Consider the following 14316-nt stretch of genomic DNA (forward strand, 5'->3'; position numbering starts at 1 on the left):
GGCGCGTGGGAGCTCGGCGTGGTCCACGACACGTGGCGCCGTGGCGGCCTGGCCGCCGTCGCCGCGCTCCTCGACGCCGACACCGGCACCCTCCTCGACGGCGACGACGGTGCGATCGCCGGGAGGGCGCAGAGCCGGCAGGCCGTCCTCGCCGGGGTGGGGACGGGTGCCGGTCCCGACGTGCGGGCGCTGGCCGCCACCCAGTCCCGGGCGGCCGGTGCCGCCGTCCCCGCCGCGGCCCAGGCGACCCAGCTGACCCTCGACCTCGGTGACGACCCCGAGCTGACCACCTCGACCGGCCTGCCCGAGATGACCGGACCGGAGCGGGTGCGGGCCGAGCTCGACATCCTCGGCCTGGACGCCAGCGCCCACGTGGTCGACTTCTACGCCCCGATGCTCGACGCGCTCGGGGTGACCCGCTCCCGTGACCTGCTCGGCCGTCGCAGCCGCGCCGAGCTGCTCGTCGCCGGGGTCAAGGTCGCCACCCAGACCCCGCCGATCCGCTCCGGCCGCCGGGTGGTGTTCCTCACCCTCGACGACGCCACCGGCCCGGTCGACGCGACCTTCTTCGAGGACGTCCAGGGGCCCTACGCCGCCACAGTCTTCCACTCCTGGATGCTGCTGGTGCGCGGAGAGCTGCGCCGCACCGGCCCCAAGGGGGTCTCCCTGCGGGCCACCGGGGCGTGGGAGCTGTCGGCGCTGTGGGACGCGTGGACCGCCGGCGGGGTCGAGGCGGTGCACGTCGCGCTCGCCGAAGCGGACGAGCGGGCCCACTTCCTGGCCGGGGCCACCGCCGCCTACGGCGAGGCGGCCGTGGCAGGGGCGGCGGCGTCCCGGTCCAGTCGGCCGGTCATGGCGCCGGCCTCCGGGCCCAGTGCCGGGCCGGGCGGGCCGCTGGGTGACGGGACACCCGCCGGCGGGTTCAGCGGCCCGGACGGCGGGTTCGGCGTGGGCCACCCCGGCGGGTTCGGGGGGCCGGACGCGGGGGACGGCACGGAGCAGGGGGAGCGGGCCGGTGGCATGGGCGGCGGCCGGCGGCGCCGGGTGCTGGTGCACGCCTCGGGCTTCCGTCAGTCGCCCTACGCCGACATCCGGCCGGCAGGTGGCGACGTGCGCGACGCCCGCAAGCTCTCCGACAGCCGGATCGTCCCCGACGGCGACACCCCGCCGGGGGCTGCGCCCCGCAAGCTGTGGCACGCCAGCCCCGGAAGCTCGGGGCACTAGGGTGAGGCGCGTCCCCGTGCCACCGCAGCCGCCGCGGCCGGCGGCTGCCACCGAAGGAGTGCCACCGTGCCCGAAGACCTCCGACGTTCCCGCCGCGGTGGGGTCGAGACCTCGGTGCGCACCTTTGCCGTGTGGGAGTCGGTGCGCTCGCTCGTGGAGCACCGCACCAGCGAGCTCGGCCGGCCGCTGCGGGTGGTCGACCTCGGCGGCGGCACCGGCGGGCTGGCCGTGCCGATCGCCGCGCTCGGCCACCACGTCACCGTCGTCGACCCCAGCCCCGACGCCCTGGCCGCCCTCAACCGGCGCGCCGGTGACGCCGGGGTCGCCGACCGGGTCGTCGCGGTCCAGGGGGACGCCGGCACCCTGCTCGACGTCCACCCTGCCGGCGAGGCCGACCTGGTCTGCTGCCACGGGGTGCTGGAGTTCGTCGACGACCCGCAGACCAGCCTGCAGTCCGTCGCCGCCGTCCTGGCCGACGGCGGCCACCTCAGCCTGCTCGTCGCCCAGCGCCTCGCCGTGGTCATGGCCAAGGCCCTCGCCGGCCAGTTCACCCAGGCCCGGCACGCGCTCACCAGCGCCGACGGCCGCTGGGGGGCCACCGACCCGCTGCCGCGCCGCTTCGACGCGGGGGGAGTGGAGGAGCTGCTGCGCAGCGCCGGGATGGAGGTCCAGGACTCCCACGGCGTGCGCATCTTCAGCGACCTGGTCCCGGCCGCCTTCACCGACTCCGATGCCGACCGCACCGCCCTGCTCGAGCTCGAGCAGGCCGCTGCGCGGCACCCCGACTTCGGCTTCCTGGGCCAGCTCGGCGCGACCCTGCACGTGCTCGCCCGCAAGGCCTGACCGACCCTCCGGACGGCCTGACCGCTCACCAGGACGGCCTGACGGCCCGCCCGCGAGGCGAGACCTCCTGCTCGCGGGTTGGGGTCGGCCGCCCGCGAGGCTGGGCACCTCCCACGGGAGGCGACCGGCACGGCATACCGGTGGAGTGGGCACCGGGGCAGGTGCCGGGGTGGGCGCTGCGGTGCCCGTCTCCGGGCCGGGTAGCCGGCGATGAGCCGGCGGCAGTTCAGCGTGCCGGCCCGCAGCAATGGGGAGCCCGATGACACCGGCTGCTCGATCCTGCACGTCGACATGGACGCCTTCTACGCCTCGGTGTCGCTGCTGGCCCGTCCCGAGCTGGCCGGCACCCCGGTCATCATCGGCGGGGGCGGCAACCGCGGGGTGGTGCTCTCGGCAACCTACGAGGCGCGTGCGTTCGGGGTCGCCGCCGCCATGCCCATGGCCCGGGCCCGGCGGCTGTGCCCGCAGGCCACGGTCGTGGCGCCCGACTACACCCGCTACTCGCAGGTGTCTCAGGCGGTGATGGCGGTGTTCGGCACGGTCACCCCGATCGTGGAGCCGCTGTCGATGGACGAGGCGTTCCTCGACGTCTCCGGGGCGGGTCGCCGGCTCGGGTCGCCGTCCCGGATCGCCCGGATGGTCCGCGACACCATCGCCGACGAGCAGGGCGTCACCTGCTCGGTGGGCGTCGCCCCCACCAAGTTCGTCGCCAAGCTCGCCTCCGGGCTGGCCAAGCCCGACGGGCTGCTCGTCGTCCCCCGAGCCGAGGTCGTGCCGTTCCTGCACCAGCTGCCGGTGGGTGCCCTCTGGGGGGTGGGTGAGCGCACCGAGGAGTCGCTGCACCGGCTCGGGCTGCGCACCGTGGCCGACATCGCGCACACCCCGGTGCAGACCCTGCGCCGCGGGCTGGGCGAGACCACGGGGGCACACCTGCACGACCTGGCGTGGGGACGCGACCCCCGCCCGGTCGTGCCGGCACGGCGCGAGCGCAGCATCAGCTCCGATGAGACGTTCGCCCACGACGTCGACGACCCGGCGGTCATCCACCGCCAGCTGCTCAAGCTCAGCGACCGCACCGCGGCCAGGATGCGCGCCGCCGGCCTGGTCGGGCGCACGGTGACCCTCAAGGTGCGCTTCGCCGACTTCACCACGATCACCCGGTCACGGACCCTGCGCGACCCCACCGACGTCAGCCGCGACCTCTACGCGACGGCGCGGGACCTGTTCGACGCGCTCGGCCTGCAGCGGGCCCGGCTGCGTCTGGTCGGGGTCAAGGTCGAGGGGCTGCTCCAGGCCGAGACCGCGCCGGTGCAGGGGCGGCTCGACGAGCCCGCGCACGGCTGGCGCGACGCCGACCGGGCGGTCGACCGGGCCAGTGCCCGGTTCGGGGCGGGCGCGGTCCGTCCGGCCAGCCTGGTCCGGGACTCCCGGCCCGGGGCGACAGGTGCCCGCCCCGACGGCCGCAGCCCCCGGGCGCCGGTGCGGGGACGACCGTCTCCCGGCCCGTGACACAGGTCCCTCAGCCCGGGACTGAAGGCCGGGTACCACAACGCTGCGCGGGGACATATCCTGAACCACAGCGAGAAGAACAAGCCCGTCCGGATCCCGCCCGGAGGAAACGTTTTCGGATCGCCAAGCGTCTTCCTCATCGAAGCGAGCGCACGGGAGGTTGAAGGTGCCGCTCTCAGAGCACGAGCAGCATCTGCTGCAGCAGATGGAGCAAGCGCTGTATGCCGAGGACCCGAAGTTCGCCTCGCAGATGCAGGGCTCCATCGCCCGCGCCCGCATACGTCGGCGCATCATCCTCGGGGTCGCGGCGGTGGTCGTCGGCCTCGGCCTGGTCGTGCTCGGGGTCATGCAGGCGGTGTGGATCGGCGCGATCGGCTTCGCGCTGATGATCGGCGGGGCGGTCTACGCCAGCACCCCGCCACGGACCAAGGCCACCTTGGGCTCGGTCGCCCCGGACGGCAGCATCCGCCCGGCCGCGACGTCGTCCAAGGCCCGCAAGGCCCGCTCCGGCCAGACGTTCATGCAGCGCCTCGAGCAGCGCTGGGACAAGCGCCGCAACGACTGGAGCTGACCCGGCCGACGGGGTCGCCACGGCCCTCGGCCCAACGAGGCCGGTGCGTCGCGTCCCGGTGGGGTCGTCCCCCGACGGGGTCCTCACCCGACCGTGAGCAGGCCGACCACCCAGGTCCCCGCCATCGCGAACCCGGCCGCGAGCTCGACCAGCATGCCCAGCCCGACCGCCTTGAGCGCGGTGACCGTGGACGGCCACGCCGCCGTCGCCGAGCGCAGCCGCAGCAGCTCGGCCAGGAAGATCCCCAGCACGAAGCCGAGCACTCCGCCGACCACGGGGACCACGAAGAAGCCCACCACGCCCACGGCGACGCCGGCGAGCATGGTGGGCGTGCCCACGGTGCTGGACTGCAGGTGCCGGCCCGGCAGGACGTACTTGAGCACGAGGCCGAGCACACCCAGGGCGGTCACCAGGCCGAGCACCAGCCATGCGCCAGTCGTGTGCACCGAGACCGCCCACAACAGCGCTCCTGCCCAGACCAGGGGCAGTCCGGGCAGGAGCGGTACGACGATGCCGACCAGCCCCACCAGCACCAAAGCGCCCGCGAGCAGGGTCACGGGCTCCATGGGCCGGGGGTCTGTCGGCCGGGGTCAGCGCTCGTCGGGCGCAGGGGTCGAGGGGGTCTCGACGAGGCGGTCGCTCTCGTCCTGGATCTCGATGGAGATGTCCTTCAGCTTGGCCAGGTGCTCCCGCCCGTGGTGGGCGCAGAAGAGCAGCTCGCCGCCAGCGGTGAGGCGGGCGCGAATGTAGGCCTGGGCGCCACAGCGGTCGCAGCGGTCGGCCGCGGTCAGAGTCGGTGCCAGTGCAGTGGTCACGTCTGCCTTCCTTACGTCGTAGTGGGCGCCCGGTGCGGTGTCGGCGTCCGTTGGTCCTCCGCACCCACTGGTGGTTCGGAGCCCCGCGGCTGCCGGCCTGCCTCCGGGTCATCCCGTCTGCGCCGGTTCCAACAGTGAAGCACGTCAGTTCGTTCCCGCCGGGCAGGGGCGCGCCGGTGTGGGTCATCTCATGGGCCGGTTCCGCTGTCAGCGCACGAGGACCGGAACAAGCCGGTGTGCCGCGTGCCTGACGTGGGTGCGTCGGTGGAGGAGGCTAGCCTGCAGCCAAGCAGAAACCCGGCCCGGGGCCGGGGGACACGCACCATCGAAGGGAATCCCGCCCCGTGGCCACCGCCACCAAGACCGTGACCAAGACCGCCGTCAAGAGCGCCGCCAGCGACTACACCGCCCGCCACCTGCAGGTCCTCGAGGGGCTGGAGGCGGTGCGCAAGCGCCCCGGCATGTACATCGGGTCGACCGACTCCCGCGGTCTCATGCACTGTCTGTGGGAGATCATCGACAACTCCGTCGACGAGGCGCTGGGCGGTTTCGGCGACCAGATCGAGGTCATCCTCCTGGCCGACGGCTCGGTGGAGGTCCGCGACAACGGCCGTGGCATCCCCGTCGACGTCGAGCCCCGCACCGGCCTGACGGGTGTCGAGGTGGTCTTCACCAAGCTGCACGCCGGCGGCAAGTTCGGCGGGGGCTCCTACACCGCCTCCGGTGGCCTCCACGGCGTGGGTGCCTCAGTGGTCAACGCCCTGTCCGAGCGCCTCGACGTCGAGGTGGACCGGGGCGGCAAGACCTACGCGATGAGCTTCCACAGGGGCGAGCCGGGCGTGTTCGCCGACCGCAACGGCGACAAGTCGGCCTCGGCCGAGTTCACGCCGTTCGTCGACAACAGCGAGCTGCGCATCGTCGGCAAGGCGGCGCGCGGGCGCACCGGCTGCCGCATCCGCTACTGGGCCGACCGACAGATCTTCCTCAAGGACGCCGCCTTCGTCTACGACGAGCTGATCGGCCGGGCCCGCCAGACCTCCTACCTCATCCCCGGCCTGGCCATCGTCATCCGCGACGAGCGCCGCCTGCCCGGCACGCCGGGGGAGCACGGCCCCCACGAGGAGCGGTTCCAGCACGACGGCGGCATCAGCGAGTTCACCGACTTCCTGGCCGCCGACCCAGCGGTGACCGACGTGTGGCGCCTGCAGGGCTCGGGCCACTTCAAGGAGACCGTGCCCGTCCTCGACGACAAGGGGCACATGACCCCGACCGAGGTCGAGCGTGAGTGCGGTGTCGACATCGCGCTGCGCTGGGGCACCGGCTACGACACCAAGGTCGTCTCCTTCGTCAACATCATCAGCACGCCCAAGGGCGGCACCCACATGGCCGGCTTCGAGCAGGCCCTGATGAAGGTCTTCCGCAAGCAGCTCGAGGTCAACGCCCGTCGGCTCAAGGTCGGTCAGGACAAGCCCGAGAAGGACGACATCCTCGCCGGGCTGACCGCCGTGGTGACGGTGCGCCTGGCCGAGCCGCAGTTCGAGGGCCAGACCAAGGAGGTCCTCGGCACCTCGGCGGTGCGGGCGATCGTGACCAAGGTCGTCGAGAAGGAGCTGACGGCCCTGCTCACCTCGACCAAGCGCGGCGAGAAGGCCCAGGCGGCGCTGCTGCTCGAGAAGGTCGTCGCCGAGATGAAGTCGCGCATCAGCGCGCGGCTGCACAAGGAGACCCAGCGGCGCAAGAACGCGCTGGAGACCTCCTCGCTGCCGGCCAAGCTGGCCGACTGCCGCACCTCCGACGTGGACCGCTCCGAGCTGTTCATCGTCGAGGGTGACAGCGCGCTGGGCACGGCCAAGCTGGCCCGGTCCTCCGACCACCAGGCGCTGCTGCCGATCCGGGGCAAGATCCTCAACGTCCAGAAGGCCTCGGTCGCGGACATGCTCAAGAACGCCGAGTGTGCCGCGATCATCCAGGTCATCGGTGCCGGGTCGGGACGCTCGTTCGACCTCGACGCGGCCCGCTACGGCAAGGTCATCATCATGACCGACGCCGACGTCGACGGCGCCCACATCCGCACCCTGCTGCTGACGCTGTTCTTCCGCTACATGCGACCGCTCGTCGAGGCGGGCCGGGTCTACGCGGCCGTGCCGCCGCTGCACCGCATCGAGGTCGTCAACCCCGGCGGCAAGAAGAACGAGCTCATCTACACCTACAACGAGGGTGAGATGCGCCGGACGGTCACGGCCCTGGAGAAGAAGGGCCGCAAGATCAAGCAGCCGATGCAGCGCTACAAGGGCCTCGGCGAGATGGACGCCGACCAGCTGGCCGAGACCACGATGGACCCGCGCCACCGCACCCTGCGCCGGGTGACGCTCAAGGACGCCGAGATGGCCGAGCGGGTCTTCGACCTGCTCATGGGCAACGACGTCGCGCCGCGCAAGGACTTCATCATCGACTCGGCCACGGCACTGGACCGCGAGCGCATCGACGTCTGACCTGGCGTGGGCGGCCGGACACCTCCGGCCGCCAACGACCGGTGAGGTATGCCGCTCCGGCGCCGGCACGGCATACCTCACCAGCGGTGGCCGGGCCGGGATGGAGCCCGCAGACTGGGCGCATGTGCTTCTCCAGTGACCAGCGTCCCCCGGCACCCCCGAAGTCCAGCGAGATCGGCGAGCACGGCCCGGTCGAGCTCACCTCGGCCGACGGCACCCGCTTCGCGGCGTTCGACGCCCAGCCGGTGACCCGCCGCGGCGCCAGCCTCGTGCTGCTGCCGGACATCCGCGGGCTGCACCCGTACTACACCGACCTCGCGCTGCGCTGCGCCGAGGCCGGCCTGGACACCGTCGCCATCGACCCCTACGCCCGCAGCGCCGGGCTGAGCCCCCGCGACGACGACTTCGAATACCTCCCGCACGCCAAGGCCCTGCACCCCGAGCAGGTCCTGGCGGACGCCTCGGCTGCCGCTGCACGGCTCCGGGAGCGCAGCTCGGACCCGATCTTCACCCTGGGCTTCTGCCTGTTCGGCGGCCACTCCTGGCGGCTGGCGGGCACGGCGCTGCACCCGGCCGGCTCGATCGGCTTCTACGGGCGGCCGTCCACGGCCATGGAGGTGCTGCACGCCATCGACTCCCCGCTGCTCCTGCTCGTCGCCGGTGCGGACAAGGGCATCCCGCTGGAGGAGTCGATGGCCTTCGACGACGCGCTGACCCGGGCCGGCAAGGAGCACACCACGAAGGTCTACGAGGGGGCGCCCCACTCGTTCTTCGACCGTTCCTTCGAGGAGTGGGCTGACGCCTGCGCTGACGCGTGGACGCAGATCCTGGGCTTCATCGACGCCCACCGCTGACTGCCGAGGGGCGGTCCTCAGGCGCTGGCGACGCGTGAGGTGCCGCCCCGGCGGGCAGCCCGGACCGGCGCGGCGGTGGACCCGCGCACCACGAGCTGGACCGGGACCACCTCCACACCAGGGCGGGAGACCGAGCCGTCGAGCAGCTGGCCGAGCAGCAGCTCGGCGGCGCGCTGCCCCTGGTGCGGCACGTCCTGGCGCACCGTCGTCAGGTCGAGGACCTCGGAGAGCACGTGGTCGTCGATACCGACGACGGACAGGTCCCCGGGCACCGACAACCCGGCCCGCCGTGCGGCCGCCATGACCCCGAAGGCCATCTCGTCCGAAGCGGCGACCACGGCCGTGGGCCGGGAGCGGGCGCGCAGCAGGCCGGCGACGTCGCGGGCCGCGCCCGCCGCCGTCCAGTCCGAGCCCACCACCCACGTGGGCGGGCACCGCAGCCCGCGCTCGGCGAGGGTGGTCAGGAAGGTCTCCGCGCGCTCGCGGGGGGTCTGCAGGGCGGAGGTGCCCTGCTCCACCGCCCCGACGTAGGCGATCCGGGTGTGACCGAGGTCGAGGACGTGGCGGACCGCGACGCCCATCGCAGCCCGGTCGTCGATGCGCACGCAGGGCCAGTCCCGGATGCGGTTGCCGATGGTGATCACGGGCAGGCCCAGGCCGTCGATGAGGGCCTGCTCCTGCTCGTCCAGCGGGGTGCTGAGCACGATGACGCCGTCGACCCGCTTCCAGAGCATGTCCTGGCTCAGGCGCAGCCTGCTGTCGAAGGAGTCGCCCTCGAGGTCCACGAGCAGCACGTGGTGGCCTTGGCGGCGCAGGGCCTTCTCGATGCCGCTGATCAGGGTGGCGAAGAACCACCGGGTGAGGAACGGCACCACGACCGCGACGACCCGGGTGCGTCCCGAGGCCAGGGACGACGCGGTCGGCGAGGCGATGTAACGCAGGTCGAGGGCCGCCTTGGCGACCCGGTCCCGGGTCTGCGGGCTCACCCGGTCCAGGCCGCGCAGCGCGCGCGACACCGTGGAGACGGACACCCCGGCGGCCCTGGCGACGTCGTGGATGGTGCTCATGGCGCCCCCTGCCTAGAGCTTGACTTTGCGCCGCGCCCGCCAGGCCAGGTAGAGCGCCGCGACGAGGCCGGCGAGGAGGAGAGCCGCGCCGACCGCGTTCTTGCCGCGCAGCTCCAGCACCAGGGTCTGGATGAAGGCCATGACCGTGAAGAAGCCGAGGAAGCCCATGAGCAGCTCGAGCCGCTCGGCCCTGGCCCGGGGGTGGCTGCCCGTGCCACCCCCGGGGTTGAAGATCCCCATGCCGGCGGCCTCAGCCCTAGCCCTTGACGCCTCCGGCGGTCAGGCCGGAGACGATCGCGCGCTGGAAGAACAGCACCATGATGATGAGGGGGACCGTGACGATGGTGCCCGCCGCCATGACGGTGGTGTACGGCTCCTGGTGCGGCTGGGCCCCGGAGAAGTTCGCGATGGCGACGGTGACCGGCTGGGTCGTCGACGTGGCGAACTGTGAGGCGAGCAGGAACTCGTTCCACGCGCTGATGAAGGCCAGGATCGCCGTGGTGAACAGACCCGGCGCTGCGAGCGGCAGCATGATCTTGCGGAAGGCCTGCCCCTGGGTGCAGCCGTCCATGCGGGCCGACTCCTCGAGCTCCCACGGCATCTCCGAGAAGAACGCCGTCAGGGTGTAGACCGTGAGCGGCAGGGCGAAGGAGATGTCGGGGATGATCAGGGCCTGGTAGTTCGCGCCGGTCAGCCAGCCGAGCGAGGAGAACAGCTGGAACAGCGGCGAGACGAGCGCCACGCCGGGGAACATCGAGGCACCCAGGATGAACCCGAGGACGAGGTACTTGCCGCGGAAGTGCAGCCGTGACAGGGCGTAGGCGGCGAACACGCCGACCAGCATCGCCAGCGCGGTGGTCACCACGCCGATGATGACGCTGTTGCCCAGCGCCTGCGCGAAGTGGTTGCCGCGGTCCGTCGAGAACGCCGTCTTGAAGTTGTCCAGCGTGACGTGGGTCGGCCAGGGCGTGGTGTCGAAGGTGTAGCCCACGTCGCGGAACGCCGTGACGATCATCCAGTAGAAGGGCGCCAGGCCCCAGATGACGATGAGCGCCAGGCCGGCGTAGGCCCGGGTGTTCTTCCACCGCTCGCTCTTGATGTGGTGCTCGTGGGCGACGCCGGAGGTGGTGGTGCCGGGCGCGGTGCCCGTGGTGGCAGTCATGGCGTCAGTTCCCTTCGACGATCGACTCGCCCACGCTGGCGAGCTGCGGCGGCTCTTCCTTGGCGCCCTTGCTGGGCTTGGGCGGGCGCTGGACCACGTCCGCGCCGCCGAACCGGATGAACAGGAACGCGACGAACGCGATGATCAGGAAGACGATGGTCGACAGGGCGGACGCACTGTGGAAGCCCTCGCGGATCTGCTTGATCACCAGGATCGACAACGTCGTCGTCGCGTGGCCGTCGCCGCCGCCACCTCCGGTGAGGATGTAGGGGAGGTCGAAGATGCGCAGGACGTCGAGGGTGCGGAAGAGCACGGCCACCATGAGCGGGACCTTGATCATCGGCAACGTGATCCGGGTGAAGGTCTGCCAGCGGGAGGCGCCGTCGATCTGGGCCGCCTCGTAGACGTCGGAGCCGATCAGCTGCAGGCCGGCCAGGATCAGCAGGGCCATGAACGGGGTGGTCTTCCAGACGTCGGCGATGACGACCGCGAAGCGGGCCGGCCAGGCGTCACCGGTCCACAGCAGGGGGGATACCCCGACGAAGCCGAGCAGGTGGTTGGCGATCCCGTCGTAGGCGAAGATGAACAGCCACAGCTTGGCGGTCACGGCGGTGGGGATCGCCCACGGGACAAGGATGGCGGCGCGGACCAGGCCACGGCCGCGGAACTCGCGGTTCATGATCGTGGCGAACCACAGGCCGAGAATGACCTCGATCGACACCGAGACCACGGTGAAGAAGAGCGTGACGAACAGGGCCGGCCAGAACAGCGAGCCGATGCTGCCCGGGGGGCAGCTGCCCTTGCCGGTGCCACAGTCGGCCAGCAGCCAGTGGGTGTAGTTCGACAGGCCGGCGGGGCCGCCCTCGACGAACAGGCCGGTGGCCTTGTCCAGACCCGAGTCCTTCTGGAAGGACAGGATCACCGCGCTGATCAGCGGGTAGACGATCACGACCGTCAGCACGACGATCGTCGGGAGGACCAGGAAGACTCCCCGGCGGCCTTGCCCGGCGTTCAGCCCCCCGCGCTTTCGCTTGCTCGGCGGTGTGCTGGAGCGGGTCGCCGTCTCAACAGTCGTGCTCATGCGGGGCCTCCTTGCCCAGACGTGGCACCCAGGCACCGTTCGCGGTACCTGCCCAGGAGTGTGGTGCCTGGGGCGGGGCCGGGTCCAGAGACCCGACCCCACCCCAGGGCGATGTCGATCAGCCGCCGCTGGTGGCCGACTTGATGGCCGCCTGCATGTCCTTGATGGCCTGGTCCACGGACTTGTCACCCTTGATCGCGGGGTAGGCGTTGTCCTGGATGGCCGTGGTGACCGCCGGGTAGAACGGCGTCACCGGGCGCGGGACGGCGTTGGAGATGGAGGTCTTCAGCGTGGGCAGGTAGGGGTACTTCGCGACCAGCGCCGGGTCGTCGTAGATCGACGCCACGACCGGGGCCAGCGAGCCCTGCTCCATGAAGAACTTCTGCTGCGCGTCGTCCTCGATGAACTTGAGGAAGTCGAACGCCGTCGCCTTGTGCTTGGAGTAGACGCTGATGCCCTCGCTGTGGCCACCGAGGCTGGAGGCGCCCGGTCCGCTCATGCCGGGCAGCGGCGCGACGCCGAACTTGGTCTTGACGACGGAGGAGCCGTCGGTCTTGGCCAGGTTGTAGACGTAGGGCCAGTTGCGCAGGAACAGCAGCTTGCCGGCCTCGAACGCCTGGCGGCCCTGCTCCTCCTGGAAGGTGATGGCCTCCTTGGGGATGTCACCGTTCTTGTAGTGGTCGGCGAGCATCTGCAGGCCCTTGCGCGCCTCGGGGGAGTCGACGGTGGGCTTGCCCTGGTCGTCGACGATCTTGCCGCCCGCGGTGTTGATCGCCTCGGCCGCGTTGACGGTCAGGCCCTCGTACTTGGAGAACTGGCCGGCGTAGCAGCCCATGTTGTTCTTCTTGGCGATGCCGCACATGCCCCACATCTCGTCCAGCGTCTTGGGAGGCGTCGGCACGAGGTCCTTGCGGTAGTACAGCAGTCCGCCGTCACTGGCGAACGGCGCCGCGTAGAGCGTGTTGTTGTAGGTCGCCGCGACCACGGTCGGCTTGAGCAGCTTGCTCGTGTCCATGGCGAACTGGCCCTTGAGCGGGACCAGCCAGCCCTTGGCCGCGAACTCGGCGGTCCAGACGACGTCGACGGTGACGATGTCGTAGCTGGGGTCCTTGGCCTGCATGTGCTGCACGATGTCGTCGTGCTGCTGGTCGGCCTGGTCGGTCTGCTCCTTGAGCGTGACCTTCTCGTTGGGGTGGGCCGCGTTCCACTTCGAGATCGTGGGCGCCCAGACACCGCTGTTGTCCTTGCCGGTGACGAAGGTGATCGGCCCGCGAGAGCTCGCGCCTGCCTGCGCCGAGCTGCTCGAGGAAGAACTGCCGCTGCTGCACCCCGCAGTCACCAGGGCGACTGTGGCGGCCGCTGCGAACGCCACGCGTGCGCGGCGCCTTCTTGTGTCGTGGGCCATCCGCCCGCCTCCGAATCAATGGCGTGTCGGGGGCTGAGCACCTCGACACTGAGGGATATCAGACACCTGAGTAAAAACGCTTGCACACGACCTCGCAACCGCAGGTGGGGTCTGCACCGATAACGATCAGGTAACCGAAGCCTCACGCGCGCCCACGACGCGATAACGGACGAGGCGTATGCCGGCCGGCCCCCACCGCGGTCGCTGTCCCTGGCCGGGCCCGGCGTCGCTCGTGTCGCGAGCCACGCGGGTGTCTCTCGCTGGAACGGTTCAGGTTGAAGGGTTTCCGGGTCTGGCACCGGATGCCGGGAGGGCTGGACTCGATGGAGGGCTCACTCGCTCGATGCTGCGGCGGGCGTGACCGGTCTCCGGAGAATCGTGCGACGCGTGCCGGGGAATCGGGGGAGTCAGACCACCGAGGCCGGGCCCACCCGCCAGGACCAGGTGGCCACGGGGGCCTTGCCGCACGACTCCGGCAGGTAGTCGCCCATGAGCCGCTCGACCCGCACCGACCAGCAGCGACCGTCCCGGTGGCTCACCGTGCACCGCCACGCGGTGGAGTCCTCGGGGTCGGGCTCGGCGGTGGTCGACAACGCGATGAGGTCCGGCTCGCCGAGCTGCTCGCGCAGGGCCGCCTCCACCGCCTGGGCCGGGGGTTCGAGGACGCTGCGGCCGCGGTCGTGCCAGGACCCGAGCACGGCGGCGGGCAGCTCGCCCCGCTCCGCCGCGTCGAGCACCTCGACGGCCAGGTCGCCGTCGAGCCGGGCGAGCATCTGGCCCCAGGGCAGCAGCACGCCGGTGGGGGCGAAACGGTGCCCGCCGGTGTGGGAGCACTCCCACACGCGCCCGGGGTGGGCCTGCGCAGCAGCGAGCGCGACCGGACGACCCCTGACCGCGCAGCACACGTCCCGGCGGGAGTTGGTGCACACCAGCAGCACCGGGTCGTGTGCCTCCTCCAGCTCGGGCACCGCGTCGAGGACGACGTCGATGTCCCCGGCCGCCAGGGCCGGCCAGGGCAGCCGGCCGAGCTGGGAGGGCAGGTCGAGGTCCGCCTCCAGCAGCCACGGCCGGTCCGTGAGGCCACCGGCGACGTAGACACGTTGCCCCTGGCTGCCACGCCGGTCGGCGTGCGCGCCCGGACGGCGGATGAGCAGCAGCCGCCCGCCGTGCTCGGCGCAGAGCCGATCGAGGCCGGCCCCCACGTCGGGGTCGAGGTGGGACTGGGTCGCCGCCTCACGGCCCCAGGGCCCGGGCTGCTCCAGCGCCACCCAGAACCGCGCCTGCGCGGCAGTG

General features: G+C 72.0%; 14 protein-coding genes. 6 read left to right on the plus strand and 8 right to left on the minus strand.

Annotated elements, in window-relative coordinates; all coding sequences use genetic code 11:
* The 4 genes from VF825_RS16500 to VF825_RS16515 all read left to right on the plus strand — a co-directional run.
* A partial coding sequence (locus tag VF825_RS16500; RefSeq protein ID WP_331115331.1) for an OB-fold nucleic acid binding domain-containing protein occupies window positions 1-1224 on the plus strand: 1224 nt, incomplete at its 5' end.
* Between the two features lie 66 nt (window positions 1225-1290).
* Window positions 1291-2067, plus strand: a complete 777-nt coding sequence (locus tag VF825_RS16505; protein WP_331115333.1) for a methyltransferase — start codon at window positions 1291-1293, stop codon at window positions 2065-2067.
* A gap of 210 nt (window positions 2068-2277) precedes the next feature.
* Window positions 2278-3576 (plus strand): DNA polymerase IV, encoded by a 1299-nt coding sequence (gene dinB / locus VF825_RS16510; RefSeq protein WP_331115335.1) that lies wholly within the window; start codon window positions 2278-2280, stop codon window positions 3574-3576.
* Window positions 3577-3742: 166 nt separating this feature from the next.
* Window positions 3743-4147: a DUF3040 domain-containing protein gene (locus VF825_RS16515; protein ID WP_331115337.1), complete on the plus strand. Its 405-nt coding sequence runs from the start codon at window positions 3743-3745 to the stop codon at window positions 4145-4147.
* An 83-nt stretch (window positions 4148-4230) separates the two neighbouring features.
* Here VF825_RS16515 and VF825_RS16520 read toward each other — a convergent pair whose 3' ends face one another.
* A complete protein-coding gene (locus tag VF825_RS16520; RefSeq protein ID WP_331115339.1) occupies window positions 4231-4713 on the minus strand; it encodes a DUF456 domain-containing protein in 483 nt (160 codons plus the stop codon).
* Window positions 4714-4737: 24 nt separating this feature from the next.
* Window positions 4738-4962, minus strand: a complete 225-nt coding sequence (locus tag VF825_RS16525; protein WP_331115341.1) for a DUF7455 domain-containing protein — start codon at window positions 4960-4962, stop codon at window positions 4738-4740.
* 344 nt (window positions 4963-5306) lie between these two features.
* On the opposite strand from VF825_RS16525, the gene VF825_RS16530 reads away from it, so the two are divergent.
* Entirely contained in the window at window positions 5307-7454 is a 2148-nt protein-coding gene (locus VF825_RS16530; RefSeq protein WP_331115343.1) for a DNA topoisomerase IV subunit B, read from the plus strand.
* A gap of 122 nt (window positions 7455-7576) precedes the next feature.
* Entirely contained in the window at window positions 7577-8308 is a 732-nt protein-coding gene (locus VF825_RS16535; RefSeq protein ID WP_331115345.1) for a dienelactone hydrolase family protein, read from the plus strand.
* Window positions 8309-8325: 17 nt separating this feature from the next.
* On the opposite strand, the gene VF825_RS16540 is transcribed toward VF825_RS16535, so the two are convergent.
* The 6 genes from VF825_RS16540 to VF825_RS16565 all read right to left on the minus strand — a co-directional run.
* A complete protein-coding gene (locus VF825_RS16540) occupies window positions 8326-9375 on the minus strand; it encodes a LacI family DNA-binding transcriptional regulator (RefSeq protein WP_331115347.1) in 1050 nt (349 codons plus the stop codon).
* Between the two features lie 12 nt (window positions 9376-9387).
* On the minus strand, window positions 9388-9615 hold the full coding sequence (locus VF825_RS16545; RefSeq protein WP_331115349.1) for a hypothetical protein: 228 nt from the start codon (window positions 9613-9615) through the stop codon (window positions 9388-9390).
* A gap of 16 nt (window positions 9616-9631) precedes the next feature.
* On the minus strand, window positions 9632-10537 hold the full coding sequence (locus tag VF825_RS16550; RefSeq protein WP_331115351.1) for a carbohydrate ABC transporter permease: 906 nt from the start codon (window positions 10535-10537) through the stop codon (window positions 9632-9634).
* 4 nt (window positions 10538-10541) lie between these two features.
* Complete coding sequence (locus VF825_RS16555; RefSeq protein ID WP_331115354.1) at window positions 10542-11618, minus strand: sugar ABC transporter permease; 1077 nt, start codon at window positions 11616-11618, stop codon at window positions 10542-10544.
* A 118-nt stretch (window positions 11619-11736) separates the two neighbouring features.
* Window positions 11737-13023, minus strand: a complete 1287-nt coding sequence (locus tag VF825_RS16560) for an ABC transporter substrate-binding protein (protein ID WP_414695888.1) — start codon at window positions 13021-13023, stop codon at window positions 11737-11739.
* Window positions 13024-13430: 407 nt separating this feature from the next.
* Window positions 13431-14316 (minus strand): sucrase ferredoxin (locus VF825_RS16565; RefSeq protein ID WP_331115358.1); only part of this gene is annotated, 886 nt, incomplete at its 5' end.

Origin of the sequence: Oryzihumus sp. (assembly GCF_036391795.1) — a bacterium.
GTDB lineage: Bacteria > Actinomycetota > Actinomycetes > Actinomycetales > Dermatophilaceae > Oryzihumus.